Origin of the sequence: Ornithinimicrobium sp. (genome assembly GCF_030537745.1) — a bacterium.
In the GTDB taxonomy this organism is placed as follows: Bacteria; Actinomycetota; Actinomycetes; order Actinomycetales; family Dermatophilaceae; genus Ornithinicoccus.
On the sequence record NZ_JAUNVI010000003.1, the window covers coordinates 7,405 to 25,815 of the forward strand.

Consider the following 18,411-nt stretch of genomic DNA (forward strand, 5'->3'; position numbering starts at 1 on the left):
GCCTCGTCCAGCAGTTGCACCAGACCCAGATCGGTGGCCCGCCCCGGGCCGGTGAGCGCCTGACGCGCGGCAGCCCCGAGGTCGCGCAGCGGGAGCCGCGCCGTGCGGGCAAAGAGGTTGGCCGTGCCGATGGGGACCACGCCCATGGTCACCGTCCCGGCATCGAGCACGCCAGCCACCAGCCGGACCGTCCCATCCCCCCCGGCGACGATAAGGCGATTGCAGCCCTGCTCCACGGCATACCTGGCCTGCGCGGCTCCCGGCTCCGCGACCGTGGTCTTCAGGACCAGAGGATGGTCGAGCCCGGCAGCGGCGCAGGCCGACTCGACCGCGGCGACAGCCTGCCGCGCCCGGCGCGAGACCGGGTTGAGGACGAGGGCGACGCGGGTCACCGAGGGGGCTGCGATCGGCGCGGCAGGACGGGCTCAGACGAGCTGGGCAGACAGGGACGTCGCGATCGCGTCAGCGGTCAGGCCGATCCGGTCGAGGACCTGGGTGCGCGAGCCGGTGTCGAGGAACTGCGCCGGGATGCCGTAGGGATGGACGCTCACGCCGATCCCGGCGGCTGCGATCGCGCGGGAGATCGGGCCGGCGAGCCCGCCCACGACGCCGTCCTCGACGACCGCGACCGAGCGTGCGTCCCGGGCCAGCCCCACGAGGTCGTCGCTGACGGGCAGCACCCAGCGAGGATCGACGACCCGGACGGAGCGGCCCTCGGCGGAGAGCTTGTCGGCGATCTGCAGAGCGGTGGCGGCCATCGAGCCCAGACCCACGATCAACAGGTCGACGGGCTGGTCACCAGAGCTGTCGCCGTTCAGGCTGCTGCCGGCCGGCGGCGGCTCGCGCAGCACGTCTACGGAGCCAACGGTGCGGACCGCCTCGATCGGGGCGCCCACCGACCCTTTGGGGTAGCGGACCACGCTCGGCGCGTCGGCGATCTGGACCGCCTCGCGCACCGCGCGGGCGACCTGCTGCCCGTCCCGTGGGGCGGCAACGTGGATCCCGGGCACCATGCTGAGCATGGTCAGGTCCCACATGCCGTTGTGGCTGGGGCCGTCCGTGCCGGTGACACCCGCACGGTCCAGGACGAGGGTGACGCCCTGGTGGTGGAGCGCGCAGTCCATGAGCAGCTGGTCGAAGGCGCGGTTGAGGAAGGTGGCGTAGACGCAGACCACGGGGTGCAGGCCGGAAAAGGACAGGCCGGCAGCCATCGTCACGGCGTGCTGTTCGGCGATGCCGACGTCGAAGATGCGGTCGGGGAACCGCTCCGCGAACGGCTGCAGCCCCACCGGGATGAGCATCGAGGCGGTCAGCGCCACGATGTCCTCGCGCTCCTTGCCCAGCCGCACCATCTCTTCGCTGAACTCATCGGTCCAGCTGCGTCCGGACAGCTCCAGGGGCAGGCCGGTCTCGGGGTTGATCTTGCCGACGGCGTGGAACCGGTCGGCCTCGTCAGCCGTCGCCGGGTCGTAGCCGTGCCCCTTCTCGGTGATCGCGTGCACGAGGACGACCCCGCCGAAGTCGTGGGCACGCTGCAGCGCGGTCTCCATCGCCTCGACGTCGTGGCCGTCGATGGGCCCGAGATACTTCAGGCCTAGGTCCTCGAACATGCCCTGAGGGCTGACGATGTCCTTGAGGCCCTTCTTCATGCCGTGCAGCGTGTCGTAGACCTGGCGGCCCACGAAGGGGGTGCGGTGCAGTTGGCGCTTGCCCCAGGACAGCAAGCTTTCGTACTCCTGCGAGGAGCGCAGCTTGGCGAGGTAGTCGGCCATGCCGCCGTGCGTAGCGGCGTAGGAACGCTCGTTGTCGTTGATGACGATGATCAACGGCAGGGTGCGGTGCTCGGAGATGTTGTTGAGGGCCTCCCAGGCCATGCCGCCGGTGAGCGCCCCGTCACCGATGACGGCGACGGTATGGCGATCCGTCTCTCCTCGGATCTTGCGCCCCGAGGCGATGCCGAGCGCCCAGGAGAGCGAGGTCGACGCGTGGCTGTTCTCGATGACGTCGTGGTCTGACTCGGCGCGGCTGGGATAACCAGAAAGCCCGTCCTGCTTGCGCAGCGTGGAGAAGTCGTGGCGACCGGTCAGGAGCTTGTGGACATAGCTGATGTGGCCGGTGTCGAACAGGATCGTGTCACGCGGGGAGTTGAAGACCCGGTGCAGGGCAATGGTCAGCTCGACGACGCCGAGGTTGGGCCCGAGGTGGCCACCCGTCTGGGAGACGGAGCTGATGAGGTAGTGCCGGATCTCAGCGGCGAGGGCGTCGACCTGTCCGTGCGACAACCCCTTGAGGTCGCTCGGGCCGGTGATGCTGCGCATGAGTCCCACGTATGTCGTCCTTCGTTCGTCTCGACCCCGGTGTCGGCTAGCGATCAAACAGATTCAGTGTACGGCGCGGAGCCTGGACGGCCGCTGGGTGAGGGATGAACGCCGTCACAGCCGTACCGACGGACGCTGACGCAGGCTGTCATCGCATCGGGGCTCGCAGCCGCAATGCTTCCAGGAGCAGCCCGGCGGCGCGGTGCGCAGCGCGCAACCGCAACCCCTCGCGGGCCAGGGCATCGAGGACGTCACCGATCGTGCCGGGGGGAAGGAGCGGCCCGAGCTCGGGACGCACGTCCCGCCACGCCCCCCGCATCGCCTCGAGCTGGGCCTGCAGATGCCGGGTCGCCACCCAGGCCAGGGCTGCGGGGTGCTTGCGCCACGCCTGGTAGGCGCGGTAGTCGGCCGGGCACTGGTCCAGCAGCCAGGACACCGCAGCCTCCTCCCAGCCGGAGACACCGGCAGGCGGCACTCGCTCCGGCCATCCCGGGGGTCCACTCGACATACGAACAAGTGTACGACTCCCTGCCGACAGGCGAGGCCGCACGCGCCTCTGCGTCGACCTGCCCGAGACCAACGACAAGCGCGACGGCTCCGGCGTCCCCGCCCCGGCACTGATCGTGGGTCACTTTGAGCCTTTTGCATGACGACAGCATGATAAATTCATGCGGTGGCCATGCTGCAGGTGAAGAACCTTCCGGACGAGCTCCATGCCGCCCTGGCCGCGCGTGCCCGAGCCCAAGGCACCAGCATGTCCGAGTACGTGACCCGGATGATCCGCCGTGACCTGGCCCGGCCGACCATCGCGGAGTGGCTGGCCGAGCAGCCGACGAGCGAGGCGCTCCACCGGCACATCGACGTCGTCCAAGCTCTCGACGACGTGCGGATCGACTACGACGGGGACGAGCGCAGCCCAGCAAGCGCAGAACCCACAGCAGACAACGCGGCCGTCCGTCCGTGAGGCTCGTTCTCGACGCCAGTGCCGCCGTCAACGCGCTGGTCCCGGGTCATCTCCACGACGCGACGATGCGTCGGCTGGAGGACGGCGAGTTGTTGGCACCGGACCTCATCGACATCGAGGTGATCTCCGCCTTGGCCCGCCTCGAACGCGGCGACGCCATCACCACGGCTGAGGCAGACCGCGCCGTCACGGCGTGGCAACGCCTGCCCTGCACGCGGGTCTCCGTCGAGGCACTGCTGCCCGAGATCTGGGCGCTGCGCCGGTCGATCCGCATCAGCGATGCGCATTACGTGGTCCTGGCAGGGGTGCTGTCGGCCCCGCTCCTGACCGCAGACCAGCGAGTGGCCCGGGCGGGCCTGCCCGGCCTGTCGGTCCTCACCATCTCTTAAGCACCGCCGGCAGTTGCCGCGCCGGGGTGGCGGCAGGCAGGCGTCGACCCTCACCTCTGGATCGGTCGACGTCTGCACTGGCCTGCGCGGTGACTTTGGGTCGTCCCGACGACCCAAAGCCACCGCATAGGCACGTTACGACCGGGTGCGACCTGTGGCGACCGCTGCGACGGGTGGCCGGCGGTCGCGAGTCAGCCGCCCGCCCCCGCGCGCGCCCACCGTCGGCACGGCATACCGTCCAGCTGTGAGCACCCACCCCGTGCGGATCGGCATCTCCGGCTGGCGCTACCGGCCGTGGCGAGGCGTCTTCTACCCGCCCGGCCTGGTGCAACGCCGTGAGCTTGAGCACGCCTCCCGGCAGCTGTCCACGATCGAGATCAATGGCTCGTTCTACAGCCTGCAGCGCCCGGCTAGCTACCAGCGGTGGGCGGCGCAGACCCCGGCCGACTTCGTCTTCTCGGTCAAGGGGCCACGCTTCATCACCCACATGCTGCGCCTGCGCGGCGCGCGCGTGCCGCTGGCCAACTTCTTCGCCTCCGGGGTGCTGGCCCTCGGCGACAAGCTGGGGCCGGTGCTGTGGCAGTTGCCTGAGCGGCACGCCTACGACGCGGACCAACTGGCAGAGTTCTTCGCCCTGCTGCCGCAGACCACGCAGGCCGCCCTGGCGCTGGCCGCCGACCACGACAGCAAGGTCGCCGACCGGACGTGGCTTGGGCCCGTGCACGACCGGCCGCTGCGCCACGTGCTCGAGGTCCGCAGCACCAGCTTCGCCGACAACCAGGAGTTCGTGGACCTGCTGCGCCACCACGGGATCGGCCTGGTCGTGGCCGACACCGCCGGTCGCTGGCCCTCCCTGGACGCGGTCACCTCCGGCGTGGTCTACGTCCGCCTGCACGGCGACACCGACCTCTACGTCAGCGGCTACACCGACGCGGCGCTGGCGACCTGGGCCGAGCGGATCCGCGGCTGGAGCAGCACCGCCGACGTCTACGTCTCCTTCGACAACGACGTCAAGGTGCACGCGCCGTTCGACGCCATACGGCTCGCCCGGATGCTGGGGGCCGACGTCGGGACCGCGCCGAACGTCATCGATCTCGCTGAGCGCCACCCGCGCCTCCTCCAGCTCGGCCCACACCCGCCTCCTCCCAGCCCGACCCGACGATGATGAGCCGCCCCGGGCCGACGTTCAGGATCTCGACGTCCTCCTGCGCCCCCTTGAGTGCCTACTCCAACGGCCGCCCCGAGTTGCCCTCAACGATGCTCGCGGTCGGGGTCGGTCTGACTCCCGGCCTGCACGTCCCGGCGCTGGAGTAGCAGACCGGTCCGGTGGCGACGTCTGCGATCCTGGCCCGCGGGGTCGTCCTCGCGGCGCAGCGCGACTGAACAGCGCCTGCACCGACAGGCGTGGCCGCGCGCGCCTGCGCTGCGGCGCCTGCCGGTTGTCGCCGAGCGGGCCTATGGTGGACGGAGCAGACCAATGGGGCCCGTCCGCTGCCGCGGCCGGCGCTCAGCATCCCGGCCCTGCCCCGAGGAAGGAAGTGCCTAGCCATGGCTACCAAAGCCCCCCGAGACGACGTCGACGAGCGCGCCACGGCGATGCAGGTCGGTCCGCCAGCGACCTATGCAGCCGGCCTCAAGGGGGTCGAGGCCTCGATGGTCCCGGCCCTGCGGGGCATGGGCCCCACCCGCGCCGTCAAGCTCCTGGGCAGCATGAACCAGGAGGACGGCTTCGACTGCATGAGCTGCGCGTGGCCCGACCCCGACCACCGCAAGCACGTGGAGTTTTGCGAGAACGGCGCCAAGGCCCTGACCTGGGAGGCCACCCCCCTCACGGTCCCCTCCAGCTTTTGGTCCGAGCACTCGATCACCGAGCTGCTTGGCCGGTCGGAGTATTGGCTCGGTCAGCAAGGTCGCCTGGTGGAGCCCGTCTACAAGCCCGTGGGCTCCGACCACTACCAGCCGATCGGTTGGGAGGACGCGTTCGGGATCGTCGCGGACCGGCTCAACGCCCTCGACTCCCCCGACGAGGCAGCCTTCTACACCAGTGGCCGGACGGCTAACGAGACCGCCTTCGCCTACCAACTTTTCGTCCGGGCCTTCGGCACCAACAATCTGCCCGACTGCTCCAACATGTGCCACGAGTCGACCGGCCTGGCCATGGGCGAGAGCATCGGCGTCGGCAAGAGCACGATCGCCTACAAGGACTTCGCCAAGGCCGACCTCATCATCATCATGGGGCAGAACCCAGGCACCAACCACCCTCGGATGCTGACCGCGCTGGAGGAGGCCAAGGACAACGGGGCCACGATCGTCGCAGTCAACCCCCTGCTCGAAGCCGGTTTGCGAAGGTTCAAAAACCCGCAGCGGGTCAACGGGGTGCTTGGGCACGGCACCGGCCTGGCAGACCAGTATCTCCAGATCCGCCTCGGCGGCGACGGCTGGCTGATGAAGGCGGTCGCCAGACGCGTGCTCGAGGCGGAGGAGGCCAACCCCGGGAAGGTGCTGGACCACCGGTTCCTGGAGCGCCACTGCGAGGGCCTGCCCGCCTACCAGCAGCATCTGCGCGAGCTGGACGACGAGCACGTCGGTCGCGCTACCGGACTGACCACGGCGCAGATCGATGAGCTCGCCGACCGCTATCTGGGCGCCGACCGCGTCATCATCACCTGGGCGATGGGCTTGACCCAGCACAAGGAAGCCGTGCCGACGATCCAGGAGATACTCAATCTGCTGCTGCTGCGCGGCAACATCGGCAAGCCGGGCGCTGGCGCCTCCCCCATCCGGGGACACAGCAACGTCCAGGGTGACCGGACGATGGGGATCTGGGAGCAGATGTCGGACAGCTTCCTGGACGCGTTGGGCGGCGAGTTCAACTTTTCACCGCCGCGCGAGCACGGGGTAGACACCGTGAAAGCGGTGCAGGGCATGCTCGAGGACCGCATCAAGGTGTGGATCGCCCTCGGCGGCAACATGGTCGCCGCGGTCTCCGACACCGAGCAGGCAGAGGCGGCCTTCCGCAGGACCACCCTCAATGTGCAGATCTCGACCAAGTTGAACCGCAACCACCTCACCGTCGGGCAGGAGGCGCTGATCCTGCCGACGATGGGGCGCTCCGAGATCGACCTGCAGGCCGCTGGTCCGCAGGTCGTCACCGTCGAGGACTCGGTCTGCGCCATTCGCGTGAGCCGCGGCCAGGTCAAACCTGTCTCGGACAACCTGCTCTCGGAGGTCTCGATCGTCACGCGGATAGCCAGCGCCACCTTGGGCACCAAGGTCCCGATCGACTGGGCGGCCATGGAGGAGGACTATGACGTCATCCGGGATCACATCGAGCGCGTCGTGCCGGGCTTCGACGACTTCAACGAGAAGGTGCACCGCGACAACGGCTTCGTGCTCCCCCACGGGCCGCGCGACTCCCGCACCTTCCCGACCCCCAGCGGCAAGGCGCAGATCATCGTCAACGAGCTGGAGGTCATCCCCTGCCCACCCGGGCGGCTGCTGCTGCAGACGATCCGCTCCCACGATCAGTTCAACACCACGATCTACAGCCTGGACGACCGCTACCGCGGCATCAAGAAGGGCCGGCGGGTGATCTTCATCCATCCCGAGGACCTGCTCGCGCTGGGCATCGCCGATGGGGCGCTCGTCGACGTGCACAGCGAGTACTCCGACGGCGTCGACCGGGTCGTCCGGGCCTTCAAGGCGGTCGGCTATCCGACGGCACGAGGGTGTGCCGCGGCCTATTTCCCCGAGGCCAACCCGCTGGTCCCCCTCGACTTCATCGCCGAGGGCAGCGGGACACCGGCATCGAAGTCGGTCCTCATCAGGGTGGAACCGAGCCAGACAGGCCTCCCCGCCTCGTGACGAGCACGAGGCCGGGAGGCCTGTCTGGGTGGGCGCTTGCCGACGCTTAGGCGTCGATCAAGCTCCGCAGGACGTACTGCAGGATCCCGTCGTTGCGGTAGTAGTCCGCCTCGCTGGGGGTGTCGATGCGCAGCGGCGCGTCGAACTCGATGGTGCCACCGTTCTCGTGCACGGCAGTGACCTTCACCGTGTCCGGGGTGCTGTCGTTGAGCGCCGTGACGCCGGAGATCGAGAAGGTCTCGGTCCCGTCCAGACCGAGGGAGTCAGCGTCCTGGCCCTTGGGGAACTCCAGGGGTAGGACGCCCATCCCGATCAGGTTGGATCGGTGGATGCGCTCGTAGGACGTCGCGATGACGGCCTTGACACCCAGCAGGCGCGTGCCCTTGGCGGCCCAGTCGCGGGAGGACCCTGAACCATATTCCTTGCCCGCGAGCACGACCAGCGGCGTGTCCTGCGCGGCGTAGTGCTGGGCAGCTTCATAGATGCTCTCCTGCGGCCCGCCGTCCTTGGTGAAGTCGCGGGTGAAGCCGCCCTCGACATTGTCCAGCAGCTGGTTGCGCAACCGGATGTTGGCGAAGGTGCCACGGATCATCACCTCGTGGTTGCCTCGACGCGAGCCGTAGGAGTTGAAGTCCTTGCGCGCGACCCCGTGGTCGGAGAGGTAGCGTCCCGCCGGACTGTCCAGCTTGATCGAACCCGCCGGGCTGATGTGGTCGGTCGTGACCGAGTCACCCAGCTTGGCCAACACCCGCGCGCCGGAGATGTCCTGCACCGGTGCCGGCTCCTGCTGCATACCCTCGAAGAACGGGGGTTTGCGGACATAGGTGGAGTCCTCCATCCAGGAGAACGTGTCACCGTCGGGGGTGCTCAGCGCCTGCCAACGCTCGTCGCCGGCGAAGACGTCGGCGTAGTCCTGAGTGAACATGTCGCGGCTGATCGAGGAGGCGATGGTGCTCTCCACGTCCTCGGGCTTGGGCCACAAGTCCTCCAGGAAGACGTCCTTGCCTTCCTGGTCCTGCCCCAGGGGTTCCTTCTCGAAGTCGAAGTCCATGGTGCCAGCCAGGGCATAGGCGATGACCAGCGGCGGGGAGGCAAGGTAGTTCATCTTCACGTCCGGGTTGATCCGGCCCTCGAAGTTGCGGTTGCCGGAGAGCACCGACACCACGGCCAGGTCCTCGTCGTTCACCGCGGCCGAGACCTCGTCGATGATCGGGCCGGAGTTGCCGATGCAGGTGGTGCAGCCGTAGCCGACCAGGTGGAAGCCGAGCGCCTCGAGGTAGGGCCACATCCCGGCCTTGTCGAAGTAACCGGTCACCACCTTCGAGCCGGGTGCCATGGACGTCTTGACCCACGGCGGCACGGTCAGGCCCTTCTCGACGGCGTTCTTTGCCAGCATCGCCGCGGCCATCATCACCGACGGGTTCGAGGTGTTCGTGCAGGAGGTGATGGAGGCGATCGCCACGTGCCCGTGGTCGACCGTCACGTCGTCTCCATCGATGCTGATCCTGACCGGGGTGCTGATCCGGTCGCCGTTGAGCAGGGTCGAATGGCTGGGGCGGCCCGCCTTCTCGGACTCCTCGGTAGCGTCGTGGGAGGGGGCGTCGGAGGCGGGGAAGGTGTCACTCAGCTCTTGGTCGACCGAGCTCTTGAGGATGCCGTTGCCATCCATCACGTAGTTCTTCAGATCGGCACGGAACTGCTCCTTGGAACGCGTCAGTTCGATGCGGTCCTGCGGGCGCTTCGGCCCGGCGATGGAGGGGACGACCGTGGACAGGTCGAGCTCGAGGTGCTCGGAGAAGCGGGCTTCCGCGTTGCCGGTGGGCTCCAGCCACATGCCCTGCTCCTTGGCGTAGGCCTCGACCAGAGCGACCTGCTCCACCGAACGACCAGTGAGCCGCAGGTAGTCCAGGGTCACCTCGTCGATCGGGAAGATCGCGCAGGTGGAGCCGAACTCCGGGCTCATGTTGCCGATGGTGGCGCGGTTGGCGAGCGGGACGGCGCTCACGCCGTCGCCGTAGAACTCGACAAACTTGCCGACCACTCCGTGCTCGCGCAGCTGCTCGGTGATCGTCAGCACCACGTCGGTCGCGGTCGCGCCGGCCGGCACCGAGCCGCTGAGCTTGAAGCCGACCACGCGAGGGATGAGCATCGACACCGGCTGACCAAGCATCGCAGCCTCCGCCTCGATGCCCCCGACGCCCCAGCCCAGCACGCCCAGGCCGTTGACCATCGTGGTGTGGGAGTCGGTGCCCACACAGCTATCCGGGTAGGCCAGCAACTCGCCGTCCACCTCGCGCGTCATCACGGTGCGGGCGAGGTGCTCGATGTTGACCTGGTGGACGATGCCGGTGCCCGGGGGCACGACCTTGAAGTCCTCGAACGCGGTCTGACCCCAGCGAAGGAACTGGTAGCGCTCCGAGTTGCGCTCATACTCGATCTCCACGTTGCGCTCGAACGCGTCGGCGCGGCCGAAGACGTCGATGATGACTGAGTGGTCGATGACCAGCTCGGCGGGCGCCAGCGGGTTGATCTTGGTCGGGTCGCCACCCAGGTCGACCATCGCCTCACGCATGCTGGCGAGGTCGACAACGCACGGCACCCCGGTGAAGTCCTGCATGATGACGCGCGCCGGGGTGTACTGGATCTCGATGTCCGGCTCGGCGTTCTCGTCCCAGTTGGCCAGGGCCGAGATGTGCTCTTTGGTGATGTACTTGCCGTCCTCGGTGCGCAGCAGGTTTTCCAGCAGCACCTTGAGGGAGTAGGGCAGGTCGCTCGCGCCCTCCATCTGGGCGATGCGGTAGATGCCGTAGCTCTGCTCGCCTACCTGCAGCGTGCCCTTGGCACCGAAACTGTCGGGGTTCGTGCTCACGTGTCGCTCCTTCGCTCGCGTCACTCGATGACCTATTTATCTTGACGTCAAGATATCTCATCGCAGGGGCGGAACTCAACTTGCGCCACGCTGCGTCGGACGCCATCCTGCCACCAGTGGCTAGCGCAACTCCGGTGAGGAGGGTGCGGCCGGGAGCAGCAGCGCCAGGCATTCCATGTGATGGGTCATCGGGAAGGCGTCGAAGACCCGCAGCCGCGCCAGCTCCAGGCCGACCTCACGCGCGACAGCAACGTCCCGGGCCAGCGCCGCCGGGTCGCAGGCGACATAAACGACCGCGCGGGGACGCAACGCGGCGATCGACTCCACCACCTGGCGACCGGCGCCGGTGCGCGGGGGGTCGAGGACGACGACGTCGGCGTGCTCGTCGTCGGCGACCAGGTCGGCCAGCGCACGCTCCGTCGAGTCGGCCCACACGGAGGCGGTGGACCACGGCAACAGGTGCCGCTCGGCAGCGTCGGCGGCCACCCGGTCCGCCTCGACCGCCAGCACCCGGCCGCTCCGGCCTACGCGCTCGGCGAGCGGGACCGCGAAGAGACCCACTCCCGCATAGAGGTCGAGAGCGCTCTCTCCGGGTCGCGGGTCGAGCCACTGCAGCACCTGGTCAGTGAAGGTGGTCGCGGCGCCCGGGTGCACCTGCCAGAAACTGCGGGCGGAGAGGGTGAAGTCGTGCGCTCCCACCCGTTCGGTCACCGTGGGGACGGGCGCGAGCGGCTGGGGTGTATGCCGTGGCGCTCGGCTCTGAGGGCGTCCGTGCCGGCCCTTGCGGGGTCGGTGGGTCGGCTCCCCCAGGGCCACCACGACGGGACCTCCGACCGAGGGCACCACCACGTCGAGCGCGACGACCGGGTCGTCGGGATGGGCCTGGAAGACGCCGGTGCCCACCACGCCCTGATCCGCGATGAGACAGTCGTCGACCGGTTGGATCGCATGGGAGCGGTGCACCCGCAACCCGGTGCGCCCATCGCTGACGCTGACCCCGACCCGGGTCCGCCACCGCAAGCCCTCATCGTCGCCAGCGAGCGGCTCGCACACGATGCCGCCAGCGCTCACGACCCCATCCGGGCCGACGAGGGCGTCCGCGGAGATCCCCGCGAGGCGCTCGAACTGCTCGACCACGACCGCAGCCTTCAGCCGACGCTGCTCCGGGAGGCTCACGTGTTGCCAGTCGCAGCCACCGCAGCGGCCCGGGCCGGAGAAGGGGCAGGGCGCCGTCACCCGGCCGGGCGCAGCGCGCAGGACCTCGATGGCGTCCGCACGCACGAAACGGCCCCCCGAACCAATCTCGGTGACGCTGGCCCGCACCTGTTCTCCAGGCAACGTGTGCCGGACGAAGAGCACCTGGCCACCCTCGTCGCGGGCCACGCAGTGACCGCCGTGCGCGACCGCGCCGACGTCGACGATGACCACGTCTCCGACGGCGAGCCCCGCGCCACGCTGCTCGCTCACGTCGTGCCCGCCGCACTCCTGCTGCCGGGCAGCTCCTCCTCGGACTGGCGCGTGTGACCCGTGGCCAGCATCATCCCCATGAGCACGATCGCCAGCAGATAGGCCGGCCAGCCCAGTCCGATCTTGGCCACTCCGAGCCAACCCACCTCACCCGCCAGGTAGAGCGGTGCCATGATGGCGAGCCGGATCGCGAAGAGGGCCACCAGGACCCACGTCAGTCGGGTGCACACCCGCACCAGACCCTCATCACGTCGCCACGCGGTCGGTCGCTGCGCATAGTCCGGGTCACCGATCGCGACGATGAAGCCGACCAGCGGCCACCGGGTCAGGATCGAGACGAGCGCGCCCACGCCATACGCACCGCTCATCAGGATCCCGGGAAGAAAAGCGTCCTGGGCCTGGCCGGAGCGCAGCGCGAAAAACGCCGCAAGAGCGGTCGCGAAGACCGCCGAACCCAGGAAGCGCCACGACCCGCCGACCAGTTGACGGACGACGGCCAGCACGACCAGGAGTGCCGCCGCGGCGATGACCGCGGGCCGGACCTCCTTGAGCACGAGCCAAGCCACGACGAAGGCGACGGTGGGCAGCGCCGTCTCCAGGGAGCCGTACCACCCACCCAGCGCCGAGCTGATCCGCGTGCGGATCACCTGCTCGACGGTGGCCTCGACAGTGTGGGTCGAGCCCGCTTCCGCCGCTGCCTCACTCACGTGAACTCGGGGTTGCTCGGCGCCTTGGGTGCTTCGGTGTCGGGACCATCCTCGCGGTGCCGGGCGGCCTCGCGGACGGTCGGGGCCGTCGACGGAGCGGCAGCAGGCCTAATTCCAGCGACCGCAGCAGCGCTTGGCTGACGCAGCACGGGAGCCTGCTCGGCCACCTGGGCCGCGGCCGCCTGGGCGGCCTGCTCGCGAGCGGCCTGCGCCTGCACGGCTGCCGCCTCCATCACACCCGCGGGCGCGGTGAGCGCGAGCACCTCGCGGGGCGGACGAGGCTCATCGCCACGGTTGACCACGATCATCCGCACGAAGGCCAGGATCGGCGCGAACTGTGCTTCGTCCTGGGCGGCCGGACCGTTGACGACGACCCGCAGGAACCAGCGCGGCCCGTTGATCCCGAGGAAGCGCGCGGGCTGGAAGGCCACGCGCCCGTCGGGGGCTCGGCCGGGCATCCGGGCGCGCAACTCCTTACCGAGGACGCCGTCCACGGTCTGCGCTGCACCACCGGCCTCCACCAGCCCACGCGCGATCTCGGCCCGCAACTCGTCCCACAACCCGATGGTGCGGGGAGCCGCGAAAGCTTGGACCTGCGCTTGCGACGCCCCGAAGCCGACGGTGGCCCCGACCACGCGGTTGGTGCCCTGCTCGATGTCCAGGCGCATCTGCATACCAGCCACGGCAGGCAGGCGCAGGGCTCCAAGGTCGACCCGACCGGCCAGGTCCGGCCACTCGGCGAGGTCGTAGGGCCCGTCGCCCTCGCGCTCCCAAGGCCGGTCGACGCCAGGCTCACCCTCCTGAGGTGCCGGACGCACGACAGCCTCGACTGCGGCCTCGTCCGCACCGTCGACGAGATCGTCGACGGTGTTGTTCTTCTTCCGGCCGAAAAGTGCCACGGGTGGTTCAGTCCTTCGATGAGTTGTCGGTCAGCAGCATGGTGGTGCTGGTCCCGGTGTGGCCGTGGCCTCCGGTCCCCCGCTCCGACGGGGGCAACGCGTCGACCACCTGGAACACCGGCCGGGCAACCTGCTGCACGACCAGTTGGGCGATGCGGTCGCCACGCCGCAGCATGAATGGCTCCCGCGAGTCGGTGTTGAGCAGGTTGACCAGGATCTCTCCACGGTAACCCTCGTCGATCGTGCCGGGTGCATTGACGATCGTGATCCCGTGCCGTGCAGCCAACCCGCTGCGCGGGTGCACGAAAGCGGCATACCCGGTCGGCAGGGCAATCGCGACCCCGGTGGGGACCAGGCTGCGCTCACCCGGGGCGAGCGTCCGGTCCTCCCGGGCCAGCAGGTCGACACCGGCATCGCCGTCCCGGGCCTGCCGGGGCACCGGCAGACCCGCGTCGAGGCGCTGCAGCGCGACCGGGACGGTCAGCATCGACCGGTCAGGACGCGCACTCGGCGCAGACCAGCATGCCGCCGACCTCCTTGGCGAGCTGGCTGCGGTGGTGGACCAGGAAGCATCGGGAGCAGGTGAACTCGTCGGACTGGCGGGGCAGCACATGCACGGACAGCTCGACGTTGGACAAATCTGCGCCCGGGAGCTCGAAGCCCTCAGCCTGCTCGGTCTCGTCCACGTCGACGCTGCCAGAAGCCTTGTCGTTGCGGCGAGCCTTCAGCTCCTCGATCGAGTCTTCACTGAGTTCATCATCGGTCTTGCGGGGGGCGTCGTAGTCAGTCGCCATAGCCCTCTCCTTCGGGTCTCGCCGGAAGCATCTCGCCCGCAGCAACGCGCTGGGCCCTCGTTTTGTGCCCGAGGTGCACGACGCCATTGCGATAGCGGTGTCGGGCGGATTGTGCCCTATCTTTACCCCTTCGCGCGAACCCGATCGATTTGCAGCGCTTCGAGGTCGCTGCGCAGACTCTCGTGCAGAGCGGCTCCGGCGGCCACCACCATGGCCGTGCCAGGCGCACTAGCAGGCGCAGAGCCCGTGACGAGGCCTCCTGCCTCCGCGACCAGAAGCACTCCGGCAGCCATGTCCCAGGCCTTCGTTCCCTGCTCCCAATAGCCGTCGACCCGTCCCGCCGCGACGTGAGCCAGGTCGATCGCCGCGGCCCCCATGCGACGAATATCACGTACGCGAGGAATCAGGTCGGCGACGATCCGCGCCTGCCGCCTTCGGACCTCCCGGTCATAGGCGAAGCCGGTCGCCAGCAGAGCCAGCCCTAGATCGGACTGCGTCGAGCAGCTCAAAGAACGCGTGCCGGCCACGTCGGTCAACCACGCGCCGCCACCGGCGTGCGCGTGGAAGGTCTCCGCCACCCGAGGGCTGTAGACGGCCCCTGCAACCGGCGTCCACGCCCCCTCGGTCAGCGGGTCCCCCACGACCACCGCGACCGACACGGCATACCCAGGTAGGTCGTAAAGGTAGTTGACGGTCCCGTCGATAGGGTCCAGCACCCAGGTCAGCCCAGAGCGACCGATCCGCCCGCCCCCGCTCTCCTCACCGAGGATCCCGTCATCGGGTCGGGCCGCCTCGATCCGGTCGCGCAGCAGTTGCTCGGAACGGGTGTCCATCACCGTGACGACGTCCAGGTCCGAGGACTTGGTGTGGTGCACCCCGAGACGGTCGGGTCGCTGGTCGCGCACCAGCGCTCCGGCCTCCTGCGCGATGCGGACCGCACATCGCTCGAGCTGGACGCGCTCCTGCGCCTCGACCTGGGCGAGGAGGCGCTCCAGGCCGGGCACGTCAGTCACTCCCGCAGGCGGCGGGCTTGTGCGTCCGCAGGTTGGGGCAACAACCGGGCCGGCAGATGGCCGGTCGCGCGTCGGTGCCGGGCCAGGTCGGCGTGTCCACGTCCTCGCCCCGCGCCTGAGCAGCGCGCTCGAGGACGAGGTCGACCAGCCCCACCACAAACTCCGTGTCGATCCCGACCGTCGGCACGCGCCGCAGGTCGATCCCCAGCTCCTGTGCGGTCTCCATCGCCTCGGTGTCCAGGTCAAAGACGACTTCCATGTGATCGGAGACAAAACCGATCGGCACGAGCAGCACGGTGCGGACTCCGCGCTCGTGCAGGACGCGGAGGTGGTCGTTAACGTCCGGCTCGAGCCAGGGCTGATGGGGCGACCCGGAGCGCGAGCAATAGGTCAGATCGTGCTGCAGCTCGACACCGAGGGTCGCGCTGGCTTCTGCGGTGATCGCCGCCGCGAGCTGCCGGTGCTGCGTGGAGTAGAGGTTGCCGTCGTCGTCACCGGGGCCGGAGGTGTCGTCCATCGCGGTCGGAAGGGAGTGGGTGACGAAGACAAGGTATGGCGGGGCGCCGGTCAGGTCGAGCTGTCGCGCAGCCTCGGTGACCAACCTGGCGTTGGTCTTGGAGAAGCCCGGGTAGTTCCAGTACTGACGGATCTTGTCGACGCTCATGGTGCTCCCTTGCGTCGCCAACTCATCGATGGCGCCGGCGATGTCCTCCCGGTATTGCCGGCAGGAGGAGTAGCAGGAGTAAGCGCTGGTGGTGACCGCCAGGACGCGCGTCATCCCCTCGTCGTGGGCCTGTCGCAAGGTGTCCGCGAGGAAGGGCTCGGAGTTGCGGTTGCCGAAGAGGACCGGCACCGACAGTTCGCGGCGGTCGAGCTCCGCGCGGAGGGCGGCCAGGAGCGCGCGGTTCTGGTCGTTGATCGGGCTCTTGCCCCCGAAGTGCAGGTAGTGTTCCGCCACCTCGGCCAGCCGCTCGTCGGGGATGCCCCGCCCCGCGGTGACACGGCGAAGGAACGGCATGACCTCCTCCGGCGCCTCCGGCCCACCGAAGGAGAGCAGGACGACGGCCTGGTAGGGGAACATCCGGGTGTCCTCCGCCTGGTCCAGGCTCTCCTCCAACTCGGCCATGACCTCGTCCTCTGCGCTGGTCAGCGGTTCAGCGATGCCGGGGGACTCGCTGGTCACCGGGTCGGAGGCATCTTCGGGCAGGGGGTCGGCAACAGGTTGGCTCATGATGATGCTCCTTGGTGAGGCGCCTTGGGCACGTGCAGGTCGAAGATGATCGCGGCCACCCGGATCGCGAAAACGACCGCGACCGCGAGCCAGACGATCAGGACGCTCAGCATCTCAAACTGGTCTGCGACGACTACCAGCGTCGCACCCAGCAGCGCCGGCACGGCATACAGCTCACGGCGCAGCACCTCCGGCACCTGGCGGGCCAGGACGTCCCGGATGGCGCCGCCACCCACCGCGGTGATGCCGCCGATCAGGATGCAGGCCAGCGGGGCGGCACCGAAAGAGATGGCCTTGGTCGCACCCGAGACCGCGAAGACTGCCAGGCCCACGGCATCAAGGTATTTGACCGCGTTGGCGATCCGGCTCAGCCGCAGATCGGGGTTGCGGCGTCGCAGGTCCCGCAGGGCAGGTTGCACGAGGACGACGACCACCCCCGCGAGCACGACGGAGAGGATGTACCACGGGTTGGTCACGCCCGCGGGCGGCACATCTGCGAGGAAGACGTCGCGGATGATCCCCCCACCCAGGCCGGTCACCCAGGCGAGAACGGCGATGCCGAAGAGGTCGAGCCGGGCCCGCAGGCCGACGAGTCCGCCGGAGATCGCAAACACGAAGACGCCGACCAGATCGAGGACGAGCAGCACGTTGTCGGAGGCGGCGGGCATGGCGTGATCAGCCTATCCGCAGCCGCTGGCGGCGTGGCCTGCCGGTGCAAGCGGCGCGCAGATGGCAATGTTGAGCCATGCAGCAGTTGCAGTTCACCGAGCTTGACGACAGCGGAGCTCTGGTCTTCGTGGGTGAGGACGGCGCCAGGTATGCCGTGCCCGTCGACGACCGCCTCCGTGCCGCCCTCCGACCACGCAGGGTGCAGACGGGTCCAGACCAGTCCGAGGCTGCCGTGACGCCGCGTGAGATCCAGTCGATGATCCGGGCCGGTCAGACCGCCGAGGACGTCGCCGCAGCCACCGGCTGGGAGGTGTCCAGGGTGCAGCGGTTCGAGGGGCCGATCATCGCCGAGCGCGAGCACGTCGTGGGCCTGGCCAAGGCCGCGCATGTGCGTGCGCACGGCCGGACCGACGGCTCGCACACCTTGGATCGTCGGGTGCGCGAGCGGCTGCACGGCCGTGGCGTCGCGGTGTCCGGTGTGTCGTGGGATGCGGCACGCGGCGAGCAGCACGGCCCGTGGACCGTGCTCGTCATCTTTACCGCCGGCGGCAAGGAGCGCCGCGCCGCCTGGCACTACGACCTGCAGGCCCGCTCGCTCGACGCTCTTGACGACGAGGCGCGCTGGCTCAGTGAGGACGAGCAGGCCCTCCCCGGCGGTCTGGCCGGCCACCCGTTGCTGCGTCAGCGCAGCGCCGAGGACGAGACCAACGACCTGATGGCCACGATGCGCGAGCGTCGACAGCGTCGCACCAGGCGACCAAAGAGGGCGGCCCCGCCCCTGACGCCCCAGCCGGGCTCGGGAGAAGGCACCGACGGTCAGACACCTCCGCCGGCGGGCCAGATGGTCGATGAAGTGCTGCCGCTAGAGGACCTGGACTTCGACCACGCCACCATGGGTGATCCGCCCGCCGCTCATCCGCGTGGTTCGGCCCCTGAGTCTCCGGACCCCGTCGACCTGCCCGTCGAGACCTTCGATGGGTCCGTCGAGGTCACTGCCGAGGATCCCGAACTCGAGGTGGACGCGTTGCCCGAGGGCATCTATGCCCGTACGCGGCATGACCCGCAGGAGGTCAGCTTCGAGGAGTTCTTCGGCATGGATGAGGACGAGGCGCAGAGTGATGAGGACGACGATAACTTCGTCGACGAGCACCCCGACATATCTGAGGACTCCATCGCTACAGATAAGGAGCCCGCAGCCGCCGGCGCGTTGGTCTCGGACGATGCGGT

The 18,411-nt window shown here is 69.2% G+C and carries 18 protein-coding genes; 6 read left to right on the forward strand and 12 right to left on the reverse strand.

What is annotated here, in order from left to right:
- The 3 genes from Q4P07_RS01115 to Q4P07_RS01125 all read right to left on the reverse strand — a co-directional run.
- On the reverse strand, window positions 1–392 hold a 392-nt coding region (locus Q4P07_RS01115), incomplete at its 3' end, for a diacylglycerol kinase family protein (RefSeq protein ID WP_303373043.1).
- Window positions 393–425: 33 nt separating this feature from the next.
- The gene (gene dxs, locus Q4P07_RS01120; RefSeq protein ID WP_303373116.1) at window positions 426–2,318 is read right to left on the reverse strand and encodes a 1-deoxy-D-xylulose-5-phosphate synthase; all 1,893 of its coding nucleotides are present in this window, start codon (window positions 2,316–2,318) and stop codon (window positions 426–428) included.
- A 148-nt stretch (window positions 2,319–2,466) separates the two neighbouring features.
- Entirely contained in the window at window positions 2,467–2,826 is a 360-nt protein-coding gene (locus Q4P07_RS01125) for a hypothetical protein (RefSeq protein ID WP_303373044.1), read from the reverse strand.
- A gap of 171 nt (window positions 2,827–2,997) precedes the next feature.
- Between Q4P07_RS01125 and Q4P07_RS01130 the strand changes: the two genes are divergently transcribed.
- From Q4P07_RS01130 to Q4P07_RS01150, 5 genes are all read left to right on the forward strand, one after another.
- On the forward strand, window positions 2,998–3,282 hold the full coding sequence (locus Q4P07_RS01130; RefSeq protein WP_303373117.1) for a hypothetical protein: 285 nt from the start codon (window positions 2,998–3,000) through the stop codon (window positions 3,280–3,282).
- The gene (locus tag Q4P07_RS01135) at window positions 3,279–3,671 is read left to right on the forward strand and encodes a type II toxin-antitoxin system VapC family toxin (protein ID WP_303373045.1); all 393 of its coding nucleotides are present in this window, start codon (window positions 3,279–3,281) and stop codon (window positions 3,669–3,671) included. The genes Q4P07_RS01130 and Q4P07_RS01135 overlap by 4 nt, the downstream gene beginning before the upstream one ends.
- A 244-nt stretch (window positions 3,672–3,915) precedes the next feature.
- Complete coding sequence (locus Q4P07_RS01140; protein ID WP_303373046.1) at window positions 3,916–4,836, forward strand: DUF72 domain-containing protein; 921 nt, start codon at window positions 3,916–3,918, stop codon at window positions 4,834–4,836.
- Window positions 4,836–4,985 carry a hypothetical protein gene (locus tag Q4P07_RS01145; protein ID WP_303373047.1) on the forward strand — a complete coding sequence of 50 codons (150 nt, stop codon included), beginning with the start codon at window positions 4,836–4,838 and terminating at the stop codon, window positions 4,983–4,985. Before Q4P07_RS01140 ends, Q4P07_RS01145 begins: the two co-directional genes overlap by 1 nt.
- A gap of 234 nt (window positions 4,986–5,219) precedes the next feature.
- A complete protein-coding gene (locus Q4P07_RS01150) occupies window positions 5,220–7,535 on the forward strand; it encodes an FdhF/YdeP family oxidoreductase (protein WP_303373048.1) in 2,316 nt (771 codons plus the stop codon).
- Between the two features lie 46 nt (window positions 7,536–7,581).
- Here the strand turns inward: Q4P07_RS01150 and Q4P07_RS01155 are convergent, their stop codons facing one another.
- The 9 genes from Q4P07_RS01155 to Q4P07_RS01195 form a co-directional block, all read right to left on the reverse strand.
- A complete protein-coding gene (locus Q4P07_RS01155; protein ID WP_303373049.1) occupies window positions 7,582–10,404 on the reverse strand; it encodes an aconitate hydratase in 2,823 nt (940 codons plus the stop codon).
- Window positions 10,405–10,524: 120 nt separating this feature from the next.
- Window positions 10,525–11,871 (reverse strand): class I SAM-dependent RNA methyltransferase, encoded by a 1,347-nt coding sequence (locus Q4P07_RS01160; RefSeq protein ID WP_303373050.1) that lies wholly within the window; start codon window positions 11,869–11,871, stop codon window positions 10,525–10,527.
- The gene (locus tag Q4P07_RS01165) at window positions 11,868–12,578 is read right to left on the reverse strand and encodes a DUF3159 domain-containing protein (protein ID WP_303373051.1); all 711 of its coding nucleotides are present in this window, start codon (window positions 12,576–12,578) and stop codon (window positions 11,868–11,870) included. Before Q4P07_RS01165 ends, Q4P07_RS01160 begins: the two co-directional genes overlap by 4 nt.
- The gene (locus Q4P07_RS01170; protein ID WP_303373052.1) at window positions 12,575–13,477 is read right to left on the reverse strand and encodes a DUF3710 domain-containing protein; all 903 of its coding nucleotides are present in this window, start codon (window positions 13,475–13,477) and stop codon (window positions 12,575–12,577) included. Before Q4P07_RS01170 ends, Q4P07_RS01165 begins: the two co-directional genes overlap by 4 nt.
- 7 nt (window positions 13,478–13,484) lie before the next feature.
- On the reverse strand, window positions 13,485–13,964 hold the full coding sequence (gene dut / locus Q4P07_RS01175) for a dUTP diphosphatase (RefSeq protein ID WP_303373053.1): 480 nt from the start codon (window positions 13,962–13,964) through the stop codon (window positions 13,485–13,487).
- Window positions 13,965–13,971: 7 nt separating this feature from the next.
- Window positions 13,972–14,271, reverse strand: a complete 300-nt coding sequence (locus tag Q4P07_RS01180) for a DUF4193 domain-containing protein (protein ID WP_303373054.1) — start codon at window positions 14,269–14,271, stop codon at window positions 13,972–13,974.
- A gap of 122 nt (window positions 14,272–14,393) precedes the next feature.
- Window positions 14,394–15,284, reverse strand: a complete 891-nt coding sequence (locus Q4P07_RS01185) for an inositol monophosphatase family protein (RefSeq protein WP_303373055.1) — start codon at window positions 15,282–15,284, stop codon at window positions 14,394–14,396.
- Window positions 15,277–16,410, reverse strand: a complete 1,134-nt coding sequence (locus tag Q4P07_RS01190; RefSeq protein WP_303373118.1) for a ferrochelatase — start codon at window positions 16,408–16,410, stop codon at window positions 15,277–15,279. Before Q4P07_RS01190 ends, Q4P07_RS01185 begins: the two co-directional genes overlap by 8 nt.
- A gap of 101 nt (window positions 16,411–16,511) precedes the next feature.
- Window positions 16,512–17,183 carry a trimeric intracellular cation channel family protein gene (locus tag Q4P07_RS01195; protein WP_303373056.1) on the reverse strand — a complete coding sequence of 224 codons (672 nt, stop codon included), beginning with the start codon at window positions 17,181–17,183 and terminating at the stop codon, window positions 16,512–16,514.
- 77 nt (window positions 17,184–17,260) lie between these two features.
- Between Q4P07_RS01195 and sepH the strand changes: the two genes are divergently transcribed.
- Window positions 17,261–18,411 (forward strand): septation protein SepH (gene sepH, locus Q4P07_RS01200; RefSeq protein ID WP_303373057.1); only part of this gene is annotated, 1,151 nt, incomplete at its 3' end.